Raw genomic sequence first — 21134 nt, 5'->3', positions numbered from 1 at the left:
CGCTACCCTTATCGTTAAAACGCCCTTATAAAGCTCGAAATACTGGTACACCCAAATGCAGCTCACCATTAAATGAAGTGGCAGGCAGCAACTCACGAGATACCACAGGCTTACCATTTAACAAGCCATCTAACCAATGTCGATGCAATACTTTTGCTAAGCTTAAAACCTGTTTATCGCGCCATGCTCCAGCATGATATTGTAACGCTACTTGCCCTTCGACGAAGAGAATGGGGACTTGTTTCAATATCTCTCCATGATAAGGACGTAACCCAAATTGGCCATGAAACTGATACATCTGCTTCGCGTCCAACGGTTCACCACGCCCCGTTACGCCCATGCTAATGCTTGATCCCAAGTCAGCAAACAGACCCACTTCAAAACGCCTTAATAAAGGCGCAATGGGCGCACCAGCATGTAGATTTTCAATTAACCATTGATATAGTGCGTAAACATCTGGCAGAGGCAAATTGCTCGGCAACAGCTTCTCTAGTAATTCATGAACATACAAGGCCGCGTACAAATTGAGCCCTTCCAGTGAACTTGGGGCAGACAGAGACTCCAAGCTTTTGATCGTCTTTAAGTCACTGCGTCCCACATACTCCAGTTCATAACGCAAAAAAGGCCCAGGTAAGACCCGAGCCTCTTTTTTTGGTAATCGCCAAACACCGCGCATCAACCCCTGTTCTTCGGTCAATAGGTCAACCAACACCTTATTGTCCTGAAACGGACGAGTATGAATGACATACCCATTAGCGCGCATCCGACTTATTCTTCCTGATAACCCAGACTGGCTAAAGCACGCTCATCATCAGACCAACCAGAACGCACTTTAATCCATAAATTCAACATCACTTTATGTTGAAACAACTCTTCCATATCAATGCGAGCTTCTTTACCAATAAGCTTAATTTTTTCACCACGATCACCAATGATGATGCGCTTTTGACCATTGCGTTCAACCAAAATCAAGGCACTAATATGAATCGCAGATTCTTCGTAAACAAACTCTTCAATTTGCACCGCCACTTCATAGGGCACTTCCTGGCCCAATTGACGGGTAATTTTTTCACGGACGATTTCAGCTGCTAAGAAACGCGAACTGCGATTGGTGATTTGATCTTCTGGGTAATACTGCATTCCCTCTGGAATATAGCTTTCCACTAAACGCTCAAGTCGATCTAGGTTTTTATTTCGCAGTGCCGAGATCGGCACAATTTGAGCAAAGTCCATGCGTTCAGATAAATTCGCCAAACGCGGTAACAGCTCGTCCTTCTGATCCAGTTGATCGACCTTATTTACAACGAGGACCACAGGGCAAGAAGCAAACTTAACCTTTTGTAAAACAGACTCATCTTCTTCTGTCCAACGATCCGCATCAACCACAAACAGCACCAAATCCACATCTTTCAATGCGGCTGTTGCGGTGCGATTCATAATGCGGTTAATGGCTTTGGTTTCACCCAAATGCAACCCAGGAGTGTCCACATAAATAGCCTGAATATGACCCTCGGTTTTCACACCAAGAATCTGATCCCGCGTGGTCTGAGGCTTACGAGAGGTAATCGAAAGCTTTTGCCCTAGAATATGGTTGAGCAGGGTCGATTTGCCCACATTCGGGCGGCCAACTATGGCAATATAACCGCAATGGGTTACTTCAACATCAGACATTCACTTCTTCCAATTTTTCTAGGGCTTTTGCCGCAGCATTTTGTTCAGCAATACGACGACTATTACCGCGACCTTCTATGGCGTCATTACACACTTCTATGTGGCAATGCACATGAAAGGTTTGATCATGAGGTTCACCAACGATGTCGACAACTTCGTACTGAGGCAGAGCATGTTTCCTGGCTTGCAGATATTCTTGCAAACGCGTTTTGGCGTCTTTCGTCACCACTTTCAGGGAGGTCGCTTCTAAACGATCTTTGTACCACGCTAAAATATGTTGACGACAAACGTCCATGCCAGCATCTAAGTACATAGCACCAATAATGCCTTCGACACTGTCCGCTAAAATCGAATCACGACGAAAGCCGCCGCTTTTCAATTCTCCAGCGCCCAGCTTTAAAAAATCGCCAAGCTGAAATTCTCGTGCTAATTCAGCCAAGGTATCCCCTTTAACCAATGACGCACGTAAGCGACTTAATTCTCCTTCCTTGGCTTTTGGAAAACGATGAAACAAGTCTTCCGCTATCACATAATTGAGAATCGAATCACCCAAGAACTCAAGGCGCTCATTATTTTTCCCGCCATAACTGCGGTGTGTCAGCGCCAGTTCAAGCAATCCAAGGTCGGCAAAAAAGTAGCCTATGCGCCGACACAACTTCTGATACAGTGAACTCAAAATGTCTCCAATTATTTATTCAATCAAACCGTTATTTTTAAAACTTGGGATACTGAAAAAATCATCCCAATGAAGCCACACATAAAATGCTCGGCCCTTCATGTTTTCTTCTGGCACAAAGCCCCAGAAGCGACTATCTGCGCTGTTATCGCGGTTATCACCCATGACAAAATAATGACCTTCCGGCACAACCCAATCACCTTCATGTGGCGTGTTACGATTACTATTATAGATATCGTGTTCTACACCACCTAAGTTTTCCTTAAATAAAGCGACAGGCTCTCTATTCGGATTTAGCGAAATAGGCAAAGCGGCCAAAAACGCTTTACTGACCTGCTGACCATTCACCGTTAACACCTTATCGCGATAACGGATCTTGTCACCAGGTAACCCCACCAAACGCTTAATGTAGTTTAGACTAGGATCCAAAGGATATTTAAACACCACTACATCACCGCGTTTTGGCTCAGAAGTTGGGATTAACGTCGTATTGGTCACAGGCAAGCGCAAACCATAGTCGAACTTGTTCACCAAAATGAAGTCGCCTATCTGCAACGTCGGTAACATAGACCCAGATGGAATTTGAAATGGCTCAACCACAAACGAACGCAAACCAAATATTACCGCGATAATAACAAAGTAGGATTTGACTTCGGATACCAGCTTAGGCGTATCAGCCAAACGCTCTTTGGCCTCTTTACTTATGGCCTTTTGCGCCGCTTGATCCATACCAGACAAAATCTGTTTGCGCTTTGGCGCAAACACAATACGGTCATATACCCAGAAAGCACCAGTAACCAAAAAGGCAACGGCCAGTATCAACTCAAAATCAAAACCCATACAACATTACTCCACCGAGATGCTCACGCATCGATTTGGTTTTTTATTAGCTGTCCAGCTGCAAAACCGCAAGGAAAGCAGATTGTGGCACTTCTACATTACCAACCTGCTTCATGCGTTTCTTACCTTCTTTCTGCTTCTGTAACAATTTCTTCTTACGACTCACGTCACCACCGTAACATTTCGCTGTTACGTTTTTGCGCATGGCTTTAACGGTCGTACGCGAAATCACTTTTGCTCCAACCGCACCTTGAATCGCCACGTCAAACATTTGACGAGGAATCAAATCTTTCATTTTTTCACACAAAGCACGCCCTTTAAATTGAACATTATCCTTGTGCATAATCAAAGCCAAAGCATCGACACGCTCACCATTGATCAAGATGTCTAAGCGACACAAAGCCGCTGCGCTGAAATGCGAGAAGCTGTAATCTAAGGAGGCAAAACCACGGCTACAAGATTTCAATTTATCAAAGAAATCCATCACCACTTCGTTCATCGGCAACTCATAACGTAATTGCACCTGACGACCAACATATTGCATGTCTTTTTGAACACCACGCTTTTCCACACAAAGTGTAATAACGTTACCTAAAAACTCTTGCGGCACCAGAATGTTGGCCTCAACAATCGGTTCACGCATTTCTTTGACCGTTCCCGGGTCAGGCATTTTAGAGGGGCTATCAACATACACCACCTCGCCATTGTTTAGCTCAATTTCATACACTACCGTTGGTGCGGTTGTGATCAAATCCAGATCGTATTCACGTTCCAAACGCTCTTGGATGATTTCCATATGTAGCATGCCAAGGAAACCACAACGGAAACCAAACCCTAGTGCATCTGAGCTTTCTGGCTCATAGAACAAAGATGCATCGTTTAGCGTCAATTTGCCTAAGGCAACACGGAAGTCTTCGTAATCATCTGAGCTGACAGGGAACAAGCCTGCGTAGACCTGTGGTTTTACTTTTTGGAAACCAGACAATTGCTCCACATCGGGAGTCGAAGCATGAGTGATGGTGTCACCCACTGGCGCGCCATGAATGTCTTTAATACCCGCCACAACATAGCCTACTTCACCCGCTTTCAAGACACCGGTTTCTTTACGTTTTGGCGTAAAAATACCAGCCATATCTACTGGATGTGCTTGCTTGGTGGATTTAATGAAAATCTTGTCTTTCTTACGCAAAGTACCCTGTTTGATTCGAACCAAAGACACAACGCCCAAGTAGTTATCAAACCATGAGTCAATGATGAGGGCTTGCAATGGCGCTTCAGTATCACCTTCAGGTGCAGGGACCGTAGCCACCAAGCGCTCTAACACGTCTTCAACGCCCATTCCGGTTTTCGCAGAACAGGTCACGGCATCCATCGCATCAATGCCGATGATTTCTTCAATCTCAGCACTGACTCGCTCAGGTTCGGCTTGCGGCAAGTCAATCTTGTTCAAGACCGGCATGACTTCAAGACCCTGTTCAATCGCGGTATAACAGTTGGCAACAGACTGTGCTTCTACACCTTGCGCCGCATCCACCACCAGCAAAGCCCCTTCACAAGCAGCCAGTGAGCGAGACACTTCGTACGAGAAGTCCACGTGCCCTGGGGTATCAATGAAGTTTAACTGGTAGGTTTGGCCGTCTTTTGCCTGGTAATCCAAGGTCACACTTTGCGCCTTGATGGTAATGCCACGCTCACGTTCAATGTCCATTGAATCCAGTACTTGAGCCGACATCTCGCGCTCACTCAAACCTTCACAAGCTTGAATAAAACGGTCCGCCAAAGTGGATTTTCCGTGGTCAATGTGGGCGATAATACTAAAATTGCGTATGTGCTTAAGATTGTTTGAAGACACTATTTTCTCACACTATAAAAGCGATATTAAAATGATCACAGGTTGATAAGGAGCCACAAGATAGCCAGTTTCCCACAAGATACTCACTTGCTAAGCGTATCAAGCCTAGTTATCAACCTATTATCTGGTTAGAATTTGCCGAGCATTCTACCGAAATTCCGCTTAGGACTCCATTGATTTCACGTCTTCCTTCAAGGCAAGACAATGCCTTTCTCTTTTAATACCCGCTCTACCGTATCCACCGTTGCTTGAGTATGAGCATCAATCTCCAAATTCACCTTGTCACCAACGGACAAAGTCGAAAACGTTGTTAATCGCAACGTTTCTGGAATTAGAGACACTTCCAACCAATCATCACCTATGTCACTGATGGTCAAACTCGCCCCATTCAAGCCCACATAGCCTTTATCAAACAAATAGCGTCGCGCATCCACTTCGTGCTGACGATCCGTAACGAAACGAATGTGCACACTTTCATCAATTTTTTCAATACGGGAAACCGTCACTGACGTCATGATATGACCCGACATTACGTGGCCACCAATTTCGTCGCCCATGCGAGCTGCACGCTCAAAATTCACTGTATCACCAGCTTTCAATAAGCCGATATTGGTCAAGGCAAGTGTCGTATCAATGACATCGAATGTCAGTACATCATGGGCTATTTCCGCCACTGTTAAACACACACCATTGATGGCAACACTGGCCCCCAACTGCTGGCTTAACATTACTCCTTCAGGGAACAAGATTTCTAAACGTTTATTTCGACCATCTTGAGTAACCGATTGAACACTTGCTTTGCCTTGAATAATACCTGTAAACATAAGCTCCCCTACTTCTGGTCAGCATAAAAAAGAAACAACATTGCGCAAGATTCATACTTAATTTCGGCACTGAAGAAGAATTAAACACCCCCTCGCAAAGCACGATTTATACTGGCCTCCAATGAGTTATCATTAAGTCACCAATAGGGTTATCCACAGGTTACGGGGATAACCGAAACACGCAAGCTAAACCCTACTAATGCGCCCTAATTTCCACTTTTCAAGCAAGCCGAGGTAACTAATTACGCATTATTCAGCTCAATGCTTCAATCATGGCTTGAGTGACCAAGGTAATGCCATCTTCGTTTCGGTAAAAACGCGCGCTATCTTGTTGTGGGTCTTCGCCAATCACGGTACCTTCAGGAATCCGGCAATCAGAATCCACCACGACCTTGTTTAAACGACAATGACGACCTACGTCACACCGCGGCAAAATAACGCACTCATTTACATGAGAATATGAGTTCACGCGCACATTATTGAATAAAATAGATTGCTCCACGGTCGACCCCGAAACAATGCAACCCGCTGATACCACCGAGTTTAAAGCTGTTCCAATGCGCTCTTCGTAGTTGTAATTAAACTTCGCCGCCGGCCGTTGATAGTGAGCCGTCCGAATGGGCCAATCCTCATCGTACAAATCCAATTCAGGCACGAGTTTAGTGAGGTCCATATTGGCTTCCCAATAGGCTGTTAATGTTCCCACGTCACGCCAATAAGCATCTTGTGGATAATTTTCGTTCACGACCACGCTGTGGGAGAAATGATGAGCTTTAATATGGCTTCGCCCCACAAAATAGGGAATTAAATCTTTGCCAAAGTCGTGGCTAGATTCATTATCTTGCGCATCTGAACACAAGTTCTCAGATAAAAATTTGGTATTAAAGATATAAATCCCCATACTCGCCAAGGACACTTCAGGCTTACCGGGCATGGTTGGAGGATGGGTAGGTTTCTCTTCAAAAGCGATGATATTGTCATCTTCATCTACGTGCATGATGCCAAACTGATGGGCTTCTTCCACTGGCACTTCAATGCAAGAAACAGTCACATCCGCACCACTTTCAAGGTGTTCTTTTAACATCAAGCTGTAATCTTGCTTGTAGACATGATCGCCAGCCAACACCAATATGTATTCGCTTTGTAAGTCTCTAATCATGGCCAAATTCTGATAGACGGCATCCGCTGTACCGCGATACCAATCACCTCCAGTTTGTTGTTGAGCTGGCCATAATTCAATGAACTCATTAAAGTCCGAGCGTAGAAAATTCCAACCTCGTTGCACATGCTGATTCAATGTATGAGATCGATATTGAGTTAATACCGCAATCCGTCGCATACCAGAATTAATGCAATTGGACAGAGGGAAATCGATGATTTTATACTTGCCAGCAATTGGCACAGCTGGCTTAGAGCGTTGATCCGTTAACTGTTTTAATCTAGAACCACGCCCACCTGCTAAGATGATGGAGATGGTTTTCATGCGCGCTGTATTTAAGTCCATGTGAAGCCCTTTAAAGTGATAAATTACTCTCATCCAAACGTCAGTTAGGTATACTTCAACAACCTACTACACAAAATAAAGACACCTAACCATGAAAATACTTTTCGCAGCCTCGGAAATTTACCCATTGATCAAAACTGGAGGATTGGCTGATGTCGCAGGATCTTTACCGCTTGCTCTGCGAACAAAGGGTCATGACGTCAAGCTCATCATGCCAGCTTATCAAGGCATATTAGAAAAGGTAGCGCCTATTCAGAAGACTATCAACTTAGGCAACCCATTTGGTGTCGGGGATTTACGCATTCTTGAAACTCACATACCGGAAAATGATACGCCCATTTGGTTAGTTCAATGTCAGGCACTTTATGAGAGAGAGGACGGCCCCTATGTGGATAAAAATGGCCAAGACTTCGAGGATAATCATCTACGCTTTTGTGCCTTTTCTTGGGCAGCTGCCTACTTAGTCAGCAACAGTGAACTAACTGGTTGGCAAGCAGACATTCTTCACTTAAATGACTGGCAGACAGGGTTCGCAGCAGCTTATTTAGAAAGCTGGAAAAACAAATCTGTTGCCGTCGTAACAACCGTCCATAACTTGCGCTACAACGGCAGTTTTGAGATGCATAAATTTGCCAGCACTCAGCTGTCGACAGAATTGCTTACGATGCAAGGCATGGAGTTCTATGGCCGATTTTCAGGCCTTAAAGCAGGCTTAGTCTACGCGGATGCCATTACGACTGTCAGCCCTTCTTACGCTCAAGAAATCCTCACACCAGAATATGGTGACGGTCTAGACGGCATTCTCAACGTCCTATCCGATAAACTCACAGGCATACTCAATGGCGTCGATTACAATGCTTGGAACCCAGAAATTGATCCCTTGATTCGCCAGACTTACAGTACTGCGTCACTACAACAGAAAACCACTAATAAACAGGCACTTTTAGCTGAAAACAATTTATCAACCGATCTAACGAAACCATTATTTGGTGTCGTGAGCCGACTTACAGAACAGAAAGGCCTTGATCTAATCCTCGAAACACTGCCTGAGATACTCGCTCAAGGCGCTCGTTTTGTCTTATTAGGATCAGGGGATAAAACCCTAGAACAAGGATTTATGGCGCTACAACAGCAATTCCCAGAGCAAGTGGCTATTCGTATTGGTTATGACGAAGCCTATTCTCATCGCCTACAAGCTGGATTGGACGTACTCTTGATTCCATCTCGATTTGAACCTTGTGGTCTTACTCAGCTTTATGCCCTTAAATACGGCACACTACCTCTAGTACGACGAACAGGTGGGTTGGCTGATACCGTTTTTGAAGAGGGAGGAAAGGCGAACGGCTTCCACTTTCAGGACGCCACAAGCGAGGCCTTAAAAGCCTGCTTACAGCGCTGTTTAGAAGCGTATCATCAACCTGAAATTTGGCATCAAAAACAAATTAACGCCATGCAATATGACTACAGCTGGGACAAGGTAACTGACCAATGGATTGAATTGTATTCGTCTTTAATTCAATAATGCCTGACGATTTTTAAGTGACCAAAGCGCCGCACCATCAAGCAAGGCTTGCTCCATAAAGCCTTCTTGACTCATATCTCTCAAGGCAACAGCAATGCGATGACGAAGGCCTGGGGTGTTACAAGCAGAGGCTTTTGATAATGTCAGATAAAGCCCCTCGCTGCTGATTTGAGGCGAAACAGCCTCAAGCTCTTGCGATAAACCGAGTAGTCCTGCGTAAGCTTGAGCAGGGCTTTTTTCATAAAGTACGTAATCCACCCGATTCGCGGCCAGCATCTTTAACGCTTGCGCTAAACTGGCGACGGTCAAGATGTTAAGATTGTCCTTTGCGTAACGATCAAATTGCTCACCAAAGCTATTATTTATCACGGTAACGCCCCAACGACCTTGTAAATCTTCTTTCCTTTGAAAAGGAAACGGTGTCGCTTTGCGCTGCCAAACCACGCTCTGGGTATACAAGAGAACCGGTGTAAAGTAATCCATGTAGTCGGCTCGATTACTGGTATAAAATGCACCCGCCATCAGGTCTACGCGACCAGCTTTCACTTCACTTTGAGCTCTTGACCAAGGCCCCACATGCTGCAATCGAATTGGCACCTGAATACGACGGCTTAATTCATCCATAATGATCCGATTGACGCCCTGTAATTGCATTGCATTTTGCTTATCGCGCCATAAAAAAGGAGGATATTCTGAATTGCCTGTTGCGGTGAGTTCATCACAAGCAGCAAAACTGCTCCCTGCCGCCAAACTACTTTGCGACAACAGCATCAGCACCAGGCTAAATAAATAGGATGAAACGACTCGCGGCGTCATTCAAGACCAGCCTTATCAGGATTATTTAGCAAGCTTGCCCCCTAAAAAATGACAAAAACACATACACAACAATAGCTTACTCTATGATTATGACGAATAAAAAACAAGCGTCGCGAGATGGCTTTAAATGACATTCATCAAAAAGGCCAAAAGCAGGAACTCGATTTCTTCGGTTCTGTACCAAGTACAAATGCCAATGACACTTTGTTATCACAGCGATCTGCGGCCTTTTCAAACGCGTCATTCAACACCTGAAAACGTCCAGCTCCAGACGGCAAATCCTTGGGCAGTGAGGTTGAATTTACATGACGCGTAAAATCAATCCAGACTTTTTGTGCACCGCTACTGCCAGTAATACTAAGAGGGACATTATCATCATCACCAAGCCAAACTGTGGTTGAGTAATCCCCTGTAATGCCAATGTACCAACTGTCCTTTTGCTGGTTTGTGGTTCCGGTTTTCGCGGCAAAGGTCAAATTTGGCAAGGCCGCTTTCGCCGCTCGGGCAGTACCGATTTCAGGCGTTTTGGTCATACCATCTAAGGTGACAGCCAGTATAGCGTCAGTAAAAGGCACATCAGTTTGTCGATTAAAGCGCTTAATCAAGCGATTATTTTGGTCCATTACCGCTAACACAACCCCTAACTCACTACTTTGCCCTCGCGATGCGATCGGTTGGTATAATCGAGACACTTCAAACGGTGACAACTCAAGAGCGCCCAATGCCATCGCAGGATGCATGGTAAAAGGACGTTTCACTCCTAGCTGTCGCAAGGTGTCACCGACTCGGTCAAAGCCTATTTGATTCGCCAAAGAAATCGTTGCCAGATTATAAGACTTGGCCATGGCTTCATATAAGTGCACTTCACCATGAACTCGTCGGTCATAGTTCTCTGGAGCCCAAATATCCGCACCAACTTTGAAGCGTAAACGCTCGTCTTTAATTTTTGTCCACCAGGTATAACGCCCAGTAGCCAATGCAGATAAATACAAAGGCGGTTTCACTAGAGAACCAATGGGGCGAACAGCACCAAGCGCACGATTAAAGCCGGTGTAATATTGATCACTTGAACCAACAATCGCTCGCACCTGCCCTGAAACACGATCAGTAACCACCATTGCCCCTTGCAACCCTAACAATCGACGGTCACCTCGTTCAAGATTCGCAACTTGGCGCTGCATCGCTTGGCTAGCCGCACGCTGTGCACGAATGTCGACACCGGTGTAAATTTTTAAATTCTCTGTCGCCAAGGTATTTTCATCAAAATCTCGAGATAACTGCATGGCCACTAGGTCTAAATAATCACCGTACACTGAACGTTCACGCTTTTTGTCAGCCAAACGAATTGGCTGCTTTATGAGACTCTGATAATCCGCTTGCGACAATCTTCCTTGGCGGTTCAATACGGCCAGCACCACATTACGTCGAGTTTTGGCGCGTTCCGGTGAGCGTTGAGGATTGTACAAAGAAGGCCCTTTCACCATGCCTACCAGCAAGGCAAATTCATCAATGTTTAATTCGTTTAGTGGTCGACCAAAAAAGTGCTGACTTGCCGCGGCAAAACCATGCAAAGCGCGATTGCCAATTTGCGCTAGATACACTTCATTCATGTAAGCAGTAATGATGTCTTGTTTAGAATAATGGAACTCTAACAATAAGCTCATTATGACTTCTGTGAGTTTACGGGTATAGGTTCGTTCTGAACTTAAGTACATATTTTTGACAAGCTGCTGAGTCAGCGTAGACCCACCTTGTCGTCGTGAACCATGGGTTAAATTGACCACCAAAGCACGAGCAATACCGGTTAACGAAATCCCCCAATGCTGGTAGAAATCTTGGTCTTCGACTGCCACCAAAATATCTAATAAAGTTTGTGGGATTTGATCATAGGTTAAAATCTGGCGGCTCTCCGTATTCCCCCCATACAAAAAGCCAATACGCTGCGGTTCAATACGGGCTTCCTCTATGGCATCACCATTCAGCGCATTAATTTGCAATTCACCACGTTCAAAGGAAAAAATACGACGCTGGCTGTCATGAAAGCCCTGATGATCAACATAAGAACGTAAATGCGCGCTGACTTTAGTGCGACTTCGAGCTGCCCACCCAACCTTTTGACTGTTACGCCCAAATCGATAGCCGGTTTCTTCCAACAGGTTTTCTAGGTCAGCTTTTTTCCAAGGCGCACCGCTTTTGAGGATGATAGGCGCGCTGTAAACTTCTGATGGGACTTGCCATTTCTGCCCTTCAAAACGACTAACGACTTGTCCGTTAAGCCACCAGACCCAAATAGAAAAAGGCACACTGGCGATGAGTGCGAAAAGACATCCCCATTTGAACATCGTGCGAAGGACACGCTTCAGGACAGAGGGCTGAGCGTTTTTTTTACGTTTCGTCGAGGACTTACGCGTTGGTTTTTTGGAAGTTTTCTTGGCCATGGGTCGCAAGTATAGGGAGCAAAGCTTAGGCAAGCAACGCTGAAAAATAAACTAACTCAATTCTTGCATATTGACTCAATTAACTTACCGAATTAGAGTCTTCCTACGCAGAAAATAGATCGAGCTGGCATTTCGCTGCGTATTTTTGTTTCAGTTGGTGGTAAATAGAAGCTTGGCTTCCGTTTATTTTAGTCATTCTAATCATTATAAAAATAGTACGGTCATCACGTGTTTCAGAAGCATCTAATACCTAATGCGCAAGACCTACCCGAAGGAAAGGCGCTAACACTAAAAATTGAAGATTACGATTTCTTAGTCACTCGCCAAAAAGGCGAAATTGTGGCCTACGAGAATCGCTGTCCACACCAAAACAAGCCATTACATTGGTCTGATCAAGAGGTTGTCGCCGATGAAGATTATTTAAAATGTCATCATCATGGTGCTCTTTTTTCCCCATTGGATGGCACTTGTATAACAGGCCCTTGTCAAGGTAGTCATTTGAAGAAAGCCACGGTAGGCATTGAGCAAGGAAATTGCTATTTACTTTTGGCTTAAGGGGGTCCTTGAGCCAATCTCGCCACAGGGATAACTAAGCAAGATGAAAAGCAACTCTACTATGACCATCAAGCTTAGCCCCTGTGTACTCAAAGTCTGCCTTATCTTTGCCTTTTTAATGCTCGCTTATCTTCCGTCTACGGCCAAAGCACAAACCCTTAAACTCGCTGTAGCATCAAATTTCATCAATCCCATCAAAGTCATTGCGGAAGATTTCCAACAGGAAACAGGGCACAATTTAAGCCTATCCTTTGGTTCCTCTGGAAAGTTATTCGCGCAAATACAGCATCTTGCTCCCTATGATGTGTTTCTGTCTGCCGATGTGCAAAAGCCACGCACATTAATCAATAAAGGATTAGCACAAGCGGACAGCTTTGCGGTTTATGCCAAAGGCAAACTGGCTTTATGGGCTCCTTCTTCCTCCATCTCAGACGACATGACTAAGACATTGAAAGTGGCAAACAAGATTGCCATTGCGAACCCTAAATTGGCACCATACGGTAAGGCTGCGCAACAAGCTCTGCAGCACATAGGCATCTGGTCATTGGTCGAACACAAACTCATCACAGGTGAGAACATTGGTCAGACTTATCAATTTGTCCGTTCGGGAAATGTGGCATACGGTTTTGTCGCTTTATCTCAAACCTTGAAAGACAACTCAGAAGGTCACACAGTGACCATTCCAGACAACTTTCATGAACCGATTCTTCAAGCGGGTGTTATCCTATCTCACTCAGACAAGCTTTCCTTAGCACGCGATTTTATGGCATTTTTACTGAGGCCAGATACACAAGCAAAGCTACGGTCATTTGGCTATGACAGTGCTGACTAACCGCTTATGATGAACCTTAGCCCAGCCGACCTAACGGCCATCTGGCTCACCTTAAAATTGGCCAGTGTCGTCACCTTACTCTTGCTGATACTCTGTACTCCTATCGCTTGGTGGCTGGCACGAACACGCTCTATTCTCAAAGCCCCTATCAACGCTTTGATCACCATGCCCCTAGTACTGCCACCAACCGTATTGGGCTTTTATTTACTCATCTTGCTAAGTCCAAACAGCACCCTAGGCAAAATGTTGTCTGATTTAGGCATTGCGTCCTTACCCTTTAGCTTTGCAGGCCTTGTGGTCGCGTCTATGTTGTACTCTCTACCTTTTGTCATGCAGCCACTGCAAAATACCTTTACCAGTCTCTCAGAAAAGCATTTGGATGCCGCGGCGACCCTCGGCGCTTCGCCAATGGACCGATTCTTCTCCGTTGTCATGCCATTGTCGAAATCGGGGTTTATTAGTGCGGCGGTATTGGGGTTTGCCCACACCGTTGGTGAGTTCGGTGTTGTCTTGATGATTGGCGGTAATATCCCAGGTGAAACCAAGGTCATTTCCGTGCAAATTTACGATCATGTCGAAGCATTAGAATACCCACAGGCACACACCTTATCTCTAATAATGATGGCTTTTGCGTTTGTCGTTTTATGCCTGCTCTACTTTGCTCAGAGAAACACACATGAGCAACATAAAAAAGGAATCTGGTGATGACTCAGTCGGGCTTGAAGGTTCAGTTTAATCAAGCAAAACACTCCTCCTCAGACTTTGCCTTAGAGTTGAATGTTCAGCTCGAACCTTCAGGTGTGACTGCGTTGTTCGGGCCTTCTGGCTCAGGGAAAACAACATTATTACGCTGTATTGCAGGCCTCCAACCTAATATCCAAGGTCATTTAGAGTTTGCGGGGGAAACTTGGCAAGATGATCAGACTTTTTTACCAACTCACCAAAGACCAATTGGTTTCGTATTTCAAGATACAAGCCTATTCCCCCATCTAACGGTGCAGCAAAATCTCAACTTTGCTATTAGACGAGCGAAACAAAAAAGACAACGCTTTGACTATCAAGATGTGTTGTCTCTAATGAACTTAGCCCCTTTACTAGCGCGTTATCCAAATCAAATATCCGGTGGCGAAGCACAACGTGTCGCCATTGCTCGGGCCATGTTGTCACAACCTAGTATGCTGTTGATGGATGAGCCTTTATCGGCGTTAGACAATTGTCTAAAGCAAGGCATCTTGCCTTACCTTGAAAAAGTCTGCCTAGCGACAGATATCCCAATTTTATACGTTAGCCATTCTCTAGATGAGGTTAGTCGATTAGCGAATCATATTTTAGTAATAGAGCAAGGGAAATTGGTGGAATCAGGTAAAGCATCCGACCTACTTAGTCAATTAGACTCCTCCTTTGCCAATCACCAAGATGCCAGTGTGTTGATCTCTGGAAAGGTCATCGAGCAAAATGCTGACTGGCAGCTATCGACGATTCGTCTTGGTCACCAATCGATAGTATTTGCACAAGGAGACGAGGTACTGGGAGAAACGGTTAGATTGAGAATTCAAGCCAGAGACGTCAGTTTGAGCTTAACCCATGCGGATCAATCCAGCATCCTGAACCGCCTCTCAGCCGTCATTGATGACCTGCAACAAGAAATCAACAACCCTAGTATGACCCAAGTAAGGCTGTTGATTGACGACATTCCTATTGTGTCTAGAATTACCAGCTTTTCAGCTCAACAATTAGGACTGTCTATCGGCATGTCGGTCATTGCTCAAATTAAATCCGTTGCCCTTTGTCGATAGATTGACCTAGGTAAGGTACGAATTAGTCTACTAAGACTCGCAGGGCAAGAGGGCTTACTCCCACCTTCCCTAGGCTTTAACCAAATAAGCCGTCAGGCGACGCTTAATGACTAAAGACATCAACATAGAAAAAACAATGCCCATAGGCAGCGCGGCTAGGAAGGTCACCCCCCATTGTTTAATGAAAGCCTCTATCGCCAACCAGCCATGTAAGTTGATGGTAGTGACAACCGCCATAATGGATTCCATTATCAACGCCATAATCAAACCGAATACTAGGTCTTGTTTCAGCTTAGAGACGTTAGGCAAAGTGCCATCCACCAAACGATGCACTAAATAGGAAATCACACCTCCAATTGGCGCAATACACAATACGCACAACGCAAAAGTTGATAGCCAAGACATCATAAAGTCATCACCAAACCCCAGATTACGCCAGGTCATGACAAAAGTCAGTGTGCCCCCCATAACCGTAACTAAACTGGCAATGATGGCAATTTTTTGAAGCATTTTTGACATAAGTATTCTCTCAGGGGGATTTTAGTTGTCTACTCAGAAGAAGTAGTTGATAATGTCAATTATTGCATCAACAAGTTGACCTTGTCAACCAAATTGGAATCCTTAGTCTCTATGCCTCATTTCGAATCTCAGTTACAACAGATCTTTGTGCAAACCATAATTGGCCTACAAAGGTCTATGAAGCAAACAATGAAACGCCAACAACTTTCACTAACGCCCTTGTCTTTCCTGATGCTGAAAAGCATCCATGACACAGCGGAATGTACCGCTCATTCAATTGCAGAAATGACCTACAAAGATAAAGGACAAATTACTCGATTATTAAAAGAATTGATTGATCAGGGACTGATTGAAAAGCACCCCAACCCGAAAGATAAACGCAGTCAAATATTGACCCTTACGGAACAAGGTGAATCTATCTTTGAAGCACTTCAGCAAGCAGATTATGCTACATTAAATGCCTTAAAAACGGGTTTAACCGATGAGGAATTGAGTCAGTTTTTAACCATAGGTCAAAAAATGATTCAGAATATGAATGAATTTAATGCCGAAAGAGGAGACTAGATTTCCTCTTCCAGCTGAGTTAAGAATTGCCGCATAAAGCTCTCACGTCGTTTTCCTTCACGACGCGCAGCTGCGGTCTTTAATGAATCGGAAATATTGAAAAGTTTCACAAAGAAATGATCAATCGAATAGTGTTTGTCGTCTAAAGGTCGAGACTCACAAAAAGGGTCATCGGTATGATACAAGGCGCGATTGAGTGCGCCACTGACCTGCATACAACGAGCGACTCCAATCGCGCCCAGAGCATCCAAACGATCAGCGTCCTGAACAATCTCTGCTTCAATGGTTTTCGGCGTTATTTGCGCACTAAAACTGTGGGCACAAATACAGTGATGAATCGCCTCTAAAAAGCATTCTGGGTAATCAATTGAACGCAAAAAGGCCACAGCTTTATCTGCCGCCATACGAGATGCGAAAGCACGCTGAGGGTGATTTTTAGGCAATGACACACAATCGTGCAACCAAGCTGCAGGCACCACGACATCAAGCTCTGCACCTTCTTCAACGGCTAACTGCTTAGCCACTTTTACCACTCGAAAAATGTGGTTAAGGTCATGAGCAACATCCGCTGTTTCCTGCGCCTGTAAAAAAAACCTAAACCTTTGCTCAAACGACACCAACGCTTCCACTACCATATTGATCACTCAAACCATAAACTGGCGCACATTATGGATTAGTATAAAGCGAAAATAAAAGCCCTTAGCCGTCTCGCTAAGAGCTTTTTTAGTGGACAATGTCTGGATCAATCTAAAAACTTAAGTTGATAGAGACGCTTCAATCACTAAAAAGTGTAACCGACACTGGCCATAAACGTGATCGGATCAATGTCAGCATCGATGGTGCCAACTGTCGTCTCTACATCCGTATTAATGTCCATATACCAGAGCGACGCGTTAGCGAACCAATTGTCAGCGAAGGTTACGTCAACGCCAACTTGAGCAGCCAAACCGAAAGAGTTATCTAGACTCACATCTGTACCAGCTAGAGCCCCTTTACCTTCTTCGTCAAAGAAAATCGTGTAATTCAAGCCAGCACCTACATAAGAACGAACCTGACTGTTTGCTTCACCAAAGTAATATTGCGCCATAAAAGAAGGCGGTAAATGAGAGACTTCAGCCACTTTACCAAGATCACGAGTCGATACATCATGTGTAAAAGGGGTTGCTGCTAGCACTTCCAAACCTAATTTATCCGACAGCATGTACGTCAACGTCACCCCCACTTGGGTATCATTATTCAACTCTAATTCACCGTTGCCCGCCACGTCATCACTGCTTTCATTTGGCATCACTGTCGCCAGACCGCCACGAACAAACCAGTCACCGGCATCGTGCGCTAAAGCAAACGATGAACACAAAGCAGAGGCTAAAACCAATGGATAGATCGCTTTCATAATCAACTCCTTTTTATTGAACATAGTGTTTTTTGTAGAACAAAGTGTTAGCCACTAAACTACTCGCTCAAAAAAAGAAAAAATTAATCTAGATCAAGGTTCTCACCTGCAAAAGAAGATCATGATAAGCAATAAGCCTTTACGTCAAACAAAGCTGTGTTACCACAAAGAATTCACAATAAGACAATATTCACTAAAGCAACCAAACACTGACTCGCAGCATAGATAATGTGCAAAAAAAACATTAGTAAACTTTTAAAATTGGAAAAGTAAACTGCTTTCCCTCCTAAGTAGAAGCCAGTAAACTTAGCGACAAATTTATTAACGGAATCTAAGTCATGCCTATACTTCTCGCCGTGACCCTATTATGGGCCTTTTCCTTTAGCTTGATTGGTGTTTATCTTGCCGGACAAGTCGATGCTTGGTTTTCAGTGCTGATGCGGGTTTCATTAGCCACATTGGTATTTTTGCCATTTTTGAAACTGCGCCAGATTGAAGCCAAAATAGCCTTACTCCTGATGGTTTGTGGGGCATTACAACTTGGTATCATGTACGGTTTTTACTACCAATCCTTTCTCTACTTATCCGTGCCTGAAGTTCTGCTCTTTACTGTCATGACGCCGTTGTATGTCACACTATTGAATGACATTCTAGATCGTCGACTTAATGTAGGATTTGCGGTAAGTGCCTTATTGGCGATTTTGGGAGCGGTTGCCATTCGTTATCAAGGGGTCGACGATGGCTTCATTAAAGGACTGTTAATTGTACAAGGGGCTAACCTTTGCTTTGCCGCAGGGCAAGTTGGCTACAAACGTGTGATTGAGAAACAGCGCCCTGATTTGCCTCAAAGAACCGTTTTTGGCTGGTTTTTCATTGGAGCGCTGGCCGTGGTCATTCCATGTTATTTGACCATGGGTAACCCAGATAAACTGCCAACCACTGCCCTACAATGGGCCATTTTGACGTATCTTGGTATTGTCGCTTCTGGGCTTGGGTACTTTGCTTGGAACAAAGGGGCAACGTTAGTCAACATTGGGACGCTGGCCGTCGCCAACAACTTATTGATCCCAGCTGGCATCATAGTCAATGTCCTATTCTGGAATCGTGATGCCGATATTATGCGCCTAACCATTGGTGGCGGCATCATACTCATGGCACTCTGGGTGAATGATAAGTTTAATCAAAAAATTGCCGCTCGAGCCAATCTCGTTAACGAGACCAACTAGATAATAGAAGAGTGCCAATACAGCATGACGACGTCATTGGTATTGGCACGCTTTAATGCTTCTTCTGCTATTCGTTCACCAACCAAATCTGAAACGCTTTCTTAGCGTCATCATCCGCCTTGTTGTACCACAACATCATCATATCTAGCTGTATATTTGAAACCTTCGCTTGGTATTGAGCATCTGCAATCCAAATACGCATGGCTTTTCGTGTTGCCGGATCGGATTTGTTGTACCAAAACTTCATCATCTCTAGAGCTGGATCCGTCTCCATACGCGAAGGGGCCGCGCTCGGACCATTAGAATCCTCAACAGTACGGTTATTGAGTTGCTTTACTTCAGCCAGATAATCTCGCAAATTTTGCAACCCCGCTTTTTCTTTCAACACCCGCTTTTGATAACTAACCTCTCGACCACTGGCCTCATCATGCAGTGTAAATGTTGGAGCCGCAGCGTACTCTTCGGCTTGTCGAGAAGATGATATGTAAGGCGCTTTAAGCTGTAAGTAAGCCCCTTGAGTGACGTCTACATCCATCACAATAGGCTCAGATTGAAACACTTCTGAATCGCCACCAGTGCGCAAAATTTTATTAAAGCGCAACACAATTTGATGCTGTCCTGGCGTTAACGACACTTCAAAATCATTACCAAATTGTTTGGCCGCTTGTTGATCCACGTACATGATTTCAAACCATCTTGGCACTTCTAACGTTTCACCGTATACCGACAAGCTAGTAAAGGTCGACAAGACAAGACTAAAGCAGGTTAACCATTTATTCTTCAGCATTTTCATTCCTTAGCGCTTTCATTTGCCATAACGCTACCACAATCTAGCAACAAGACTCAGTTTGACTAAATAAAATCTCTGAAAATTCGATTTTTAGCCTAATTTCATGCACCATGATGCCTATCAAACGCCTCTTTTTATGCTAGTACTGAGTAGCATAAAAACGCGTTAACAAATCACCTAAAGACACACATTTTCAGTTAGGTATGATGAGGAAATCATTTTAGCAACGCAGACTTAAGTGCCCTATGTCAGACGTAAGCCAAACACAGTTAAATCACAAACTTACCCTGAGAATCATCGAAGTGGCTTTCGTCACCCTGCTGTTTTCCTTGATTGCCCGTCCGATCATTGCAGAATTACACCCATATTATTTCTGGTTGGGCATCTTCGATCTCATCATTACCGGCAGCTTATATGTTTTGGTGCGCTCGAATAAATGGCCTAAATGGCACATTTCCCTAGCACTTATTTCTGCTCTAATCATTATGTTGCCCATGCTATTCATATCTGGGGGCGTGAACAGTCAAGTCGCCTTCTTTTTGCCGTTATACCCCATAGTGGGCGCTTTGATCGGGGGACGAGTCGAATCACTCTTAATGAGTCTGTTTTTAATCGTGACCATTCTATTCGCAACGATTTTTAGCCACACCATAATCAATGTTTCAGGCGAATACTATGACGCTCATACCTCTTATCTAAGAGGGTTTTGGTTAATCCTCTCCATTATGTTCAGTGCCATGTTTGGACAGTTTTTTCTCAACCGCTACACAGAATTAACAAAGAAACTAAAAGCCGAAAATTTACAGGATCCGTTAACAGAGCTGCTTAATAGACGAGGCTTGAACTTACACTTTGCGCAAGAATTAGAACAGGCAAAGGAAATAAACTCACCCTTTTGCTTGATGCTGATTGACATTGATTACTTCAAAAAAATTAATGACCAATATGGACACGATGTAGGTGACACTTGCCTTATCGAGGTCGCGGACCGACTAAATGAAAGTATTCAAGTACATCATTATTTAGCGCGTTTTGGTGGTGAAGAATTTATCATCGTTTTGCCTAACACGGATCTATCAGCAGCAGAGAAGATTGCTGAGCAATTAAGACACATCATTGCTAAAGGCCGCTTTAGCTCTTTTCAAATCCCTTTAACCATTACCCTAGGCATCGCCACACTGCATGGGGAAAGAGACAACGCCTTAAAAATTATTAAACGGGCCGATAAAGCACTTTATCGAGGCAAGGAAAAAGGTCGTAATCGCGTTGAACTAGAATCCTAAGCAGTGCATCAAGAAAACATAGCGGAGGCAAAT

General features: G+C 44.4%; 21 protein-coding genes. 8 read left to right on the top strand and 13 right to left on the bottom strand.

Annotated elements, in window-relative coordinates:
* Positions 1-25 precede the first annotated feature (25 nt).
* From recO to glgC, 7 genes are all read right to left on the bottom strand, one after another.
* On the bottom strand, positions 26-763 hold the full coding sequence (recO, locus tag DFP76_RS05435) for a DNA repair protein RecO (protein WP_113873633.1): 738 nt from the start codon (positions 761-763) through the stop codon (positions 26-28).
* 5 nt (positions 764-768) lie between these two features.
* Entirely contained in the window at positions 769-1671 is a 903-nt protein-coding gene (gene era, locus DFP76_RS05430; RefSeq protein ID WP_113873632.1) for a GTPase Era, read from the bottom strand.
* Positions 1664-2347, bottom strand: a complete 684-nt coding sequence (gene rnc, locus DFP76_RS05425) for a ribonuclease III (protein WP_113873631.1) — start codon at positions 2345-2347, stop codon at positions 1664-1666. Before rnc ends, era begins: the two co-directional genes overlap by 8 nt.
* 15 nt (positions 2348-2362) lie before the next feature.
* Positions 2363-3187, bottom strand: a complete 825-nt coding sequence (lepB, locus tag DFP76_RS05420) for a signal peptidase I (protein WP_113873630.1) — start codon at positions 3185-3187, stop codon at positions 2363-2365.
* Positions 3188-3233: 46 nt separating this feature from the next.
* Positions 3234-5039 carry a translation elongation factor 4 gene (gene lepA / locus DFP76_RS05415; protein ID WP_113873629.1) on the bottom strand — a complete coding sequence of 602 codons (1806 nt, stop codon included), beginning with the start codon at positions 5037-5039 and terminating at the stop codon, positions 3234-3236.
* 191 nt (positions 5040-5230) lie between these two features.
* Positions 5231-5863 (bottom strand): riboflavin synthase subunit alpha, encoded by a 633-nt coding sequence (locus DFP76_RS05410; protein WP_113873628.1) that lies wholly within the window; start codon positions 5861-5863, stop codon positions 5231-5233.
* Between the two features lie 253 nt (positions 5864-6116).
* Complete coding sequence (gene glgC / locus DFP76_RS05405) at positions 6117-7367, bottom strand: glucose-1-phosphate adenylyltransferase (protein ID WP_113873627.1); 1251 nt, start codon at positions 7365-7367, stop codon at positions 6117-6119.
* A 91-nt stretch (positions 7368-7458) separates the two neighbouring features.
* Between glgC and glgA the strand changes: the two genes are divergently transcribed.
* The gene (gene glgA / locus DFP76_RS05400; protein WP_113873626.1) at positions 7459-8889 is read left to right on the top strand and encodes a glycogen synthase GlgA; all 1431 of its coding nucleotides are present in this window, start codon (positions 7459-7461) and stop codon (positions 8887-8889) included.
* On the opposite strand, the gene DFP76_RS05395 is transcribed toward glgA, so the two are convergent.
* Together DFP76_RS05395 and DFP76_RS05390 are read right to left on the bottom strand one after the other, a co-directional pair.
* Complete coding sequence (locus DFP76_RS05395; protein ID WP_113873625.1) at positions 8878-9705, bottom strand: substrate-binding periplasmic protein; 828 nt, start codon at positions 9703-9705, stop codon at positions 8878-8880. The two genes, glgA and DFP76_RS05395, sit on opposite strands and share 12 nt — an antisense overlap.
* A gap of 137 nt (positions 9706-9842) precedes the next feature.
* Positions 9843-12047, bottom strand: coding sequence for a transglycosylase domain-containing protein (locus tag DFP76_RS05390; protein ID WP_245931876.1), 2205 nt, complete (start codon positions 12045-12047; stop codon positions 9843-9845).
* A gap of 324 nt (positions 12048-12371) precedes the next feature.
* Between DFP76_RS05390 and DFP76_RS05385 the strand changes: the two genes are divergently transcribed.
* The 4 genes from DFP76_RS05385 to modC are packed head-to-tail and all read left to right on the top strand — an operon-like array spanning position 12372 to position 15326.
* Complete coding sequence (locus DFP76_RS05385) at positions 12372-12698, top strand: Rieske (2Fe-2S) protein (protein WP_063333870.1); 327 nt, start codon at positions 12372-12374, stop codon at positions 12696-12698.
* 43 nt (positions 12699-12741) lie between these two features.
* Entirely contained in the window at positions 12742-13530 is a 789-nt protein-coding gene (modA, locus tag DFP76_RS05380) for a molybdate ABC transporter substrate-binding protein (protein ID WP_113873623.1), read from the top strand.
* Between the two features lie 6 nt (positions 13531-13536).
* Complete coding sequence (gene modB, locus DFP76_RS05375; RefSeq protein ID WP_113873622.1) at positions 13537-14235, top strand: molybdate ABC transporter permease subunit; 699 nt, start codon at positions 13537-13539, stop codon at positions 14233-14235.
* Complete coding sequence (gene modC / locus DFP76_RS05370) at positions 14235-15326, top strand: molybdenum ABC transporter ATP-binding protein (protein WP_113873621.1); 1092 nt, start codon at positions 14235-14237, stop codon at positions 15324-15326. Before modB ends, modC begins: the two co-directional genes overlap by 1 nt.
* A 69-nt stretch (positions 15327-15395) precedes the next feature.
* Here the strand turns inward: modC and DFP76_RS05365 are convergent, their stop codons facing one another.
* Positions 15396-15845, bottom strand: coding sequence for a DUF2798 domain-containing protein (locus tag DFP76_RS05365; RefSeq protein WP_113873620.1), 450 nt, complete (start codon positions 15843-15845; stop codon positions 15396-15398).
* Positions 15846-16034: 189 nt separating this feature from the next.
* Between DFP76_RS05365 and DFP76_RS05360 the strand changes: the two genes are divergently transcribed.
* Positions 16035-16409 (top strand): MarR family winged helix-turn-helix transcriptional regulator, encoded by a 375-nt coding sequence (locus DFP76_RS05360; protein ID WP_181799792.1) that lies wholly within the window; start codon positions 16035-16037, stop codon positions 16407-16409.
* Here the strand turns inward: DFP76_RS05360 and DFP76_RS05355 are convergent.
* Together DFP76_RS05355 and DFP76_RS05350 are read right to left on the bottom strand one after the other, a co-directional pair.
* On the bottom strand, positions 16406-17044 hold the full coding sequence (locus DFP76_RS05355) for an HD domain-containing protein (protein WP_113873618.1): 639 nt from the start codon (positions 17042-17044) through the stop codon (positions 16406-16408). The genes DFP76_RS05360 and DFP76_RS05355 overlap by 4 nt on opposite strands.
* Positions 17045-17190: 146 nt before the next feature.
* Positions 17191-17802 carry an OmpW family outer membrane protein gene (locus tag DFP76_RS05350; protein WP_113873617.1) on the bottom strand — a complete coding sequence of 204 codons (612 nt, stop codon included), beginning with the start codon at positions 17800-17802 and terminating at the stop codon, positions 17191-17193.
* A gap of 338 nt (positions 17803-18140) precedes the next feature.
* Between DFP76_RS05350 and DFP76_RS05345 the strand changes: the two genes are divergently transcribed.
* Positions 18141-19028, top strand: coding sequence for a carboxylate/amino acid/amine transporter (locus DFP76_RS05345; RefSeq protein WP_113873616.1), 888 nt, complete (start codon positions 18141-18143; stop codon positions 19026-19028).
* 67 nt (positions 19029-19095) lie between these two features.
* On the opposite strand, the gene DFP76_RS05340 is transcribed toward DFP76_RS05345, so the two are convergent.
* A complete protein-coding gene (locus DFP76_RS05340; RefSeq protein WP_113873615.1) occupies positions 19096-19815 on the bottom strand; it encodes a YccT family protein in 720 nt (239 codons plus the stop codon).
* A 248-nt stretch (positions 19816-20063) separates the two neighbouring features.
* On the opposite strand from DFP76_RS05340, the gene DFP76_RS05335 reads away from it, so the two are divergent.
* Positions 20064-21101: a GGDEF domain-containing protein gene (locus DFP76_RS05335; protein WP_113873614.1), complete on the top strand. Its 1038-nt coding sequence runs from the start codon at positions 20064-20066 to the stop codon at positions 21099-21101.
* Positions 21102-21134: the final 33 nt, after the last annotated feature.

This window comes from Marinomonas aquiplantarum, assembly GCF_003314975.1.
Taxonomy (GTDB): domain Bacteria; phylum Pseudomonadota; class Gammaproteobacteria; order Pseudomonadales; family Marinomonadaceae; genus Marinomonas; species Marinomonas aquiplantarum.
This window is presented reverse-complemented; position numbering and strand designations above follow the sequence as displayed.

Bases quoted from the DNA above. Each gene is read 5' to 3' on its own strand.
- modB (WP_113873622.1), top strand. From the start codon at position 13,537: ATGATGAACCTTAGCCCAGCCGACCTAACGGCCATCTGGCTCACCTTA.
- DFP76_RS05345 (WP_113873616.1), top strand. From the start codon at position 18,141: ATGCCTATACTTCTCGCCGTGACCCTATTATGGGCCTTTTCCTTTAGC.
- DFP76_RS05335 (WP_113873614.1), top strand. From the start codon at position 20,064: ATGTCAGACGTAAGCCAAACACAGTTAAATCACAAACTTACCCTGAGA.
- DFP76_RS05355 (WP_113873618.1), bottom strand. From the start codon at position 17,044: ATGGTAGTGGAAGCGTTGGTGTCGTTTGAGCAAAGGTTTAGGTTTTTT.
- DFP76_RS05365 (WP_113873620.1), bottom strand. From the start codon at position 15,845: ATGTCAAAAATGCTTCAAAAAATTGCCATCATTGCCAGTTTAGTTACG.
- DFP76_RS05340 (WP_113873615.1), bottom strand. From the start codon at position 19,815: ATGCTGAAGAATAAATGGTTAACCTGCTTTAGTCTTGTCTTGTCGACC.
- DFP76_RS05390 (WP_245931876.1), bottom strand. From the start codon at position 12,047: ATGTTCAAATGGGGATGTCTTTTCGCACTCATCGCCAGTGTGCCTTTT.
- DFP76_RS05360 (WP_181799792.1), top strand. From the start codon at position 16,035: ATGAAACGCCAACAACTTTCACTAACGCCCTTGTCTTTCCTGATGCTG.
- glgA (WP_113873626.1), top strand. From the start codon at position 7,459: ATGAAAATACTTTTCGCAGCCTCGGAAATTTACCCATTGATCAAAACT.
- modA (WP_113873623.1), top strand. From the start codon at position 12,742: ATGAAAAGCAACTCTACTATGACCATCAAGCTTAGCCCCTGTGTACTC.
- era (WP_113873632.1), bottom strand. From the start codon at position 1,671: ATGTCTGATGTTGAAGTAACCCATTGCGGTTATATTGCCATAGTTGGC.
- DFP76_RS05410 (WP_113873628.1), bottom strand. From the start codon at position 5,863: ATGTTTACAGGTATTATTCAAGGCAAAGCAAGTGTTCAATCGGTTACT.
- glgC (WP_113873627.1), bottom strand. From the start codon at position 7,367: ATGGACTTAAATACAGCGCGCATGAAAACCATCTCCATCATCTTAGCA.
- modC (WP_113873621.1), top strand. From the start codon at position 14,235: ATGACTCAGTCGGGCTTGAAGGTTCAGTTTAATCAAGCAAAACACTCC.
- recO (WP_113873633.1), bottom strand. From the start codon at position 763: ATGCGCGCTAATGGGTATGTCATTCATACTCGTCCGTTTCAGGACAAT.
- DFP76_RS05395 (WP_113873625.1), bottom strand. From the start codon at position 9,705: ATGACGCCGCGAGTCGTTTCATCCTATTTATTTAGCCTGGTGCTGATG.
- lepB (WP_113873630.1), bottom strand. From the start codon at position 3,187: ATGGGTTTTGATTTTGAGTTGATACTGGCCGTTGCCTTTTTGGTTACT.
- DFP76_RS05350 (WP_113873617.1), bottom strand. From the start codon at position 17,802: ATGAAAGCGATCTATCCATTGGTTTTAGCCTCTGCTTTGTGTTCATCG.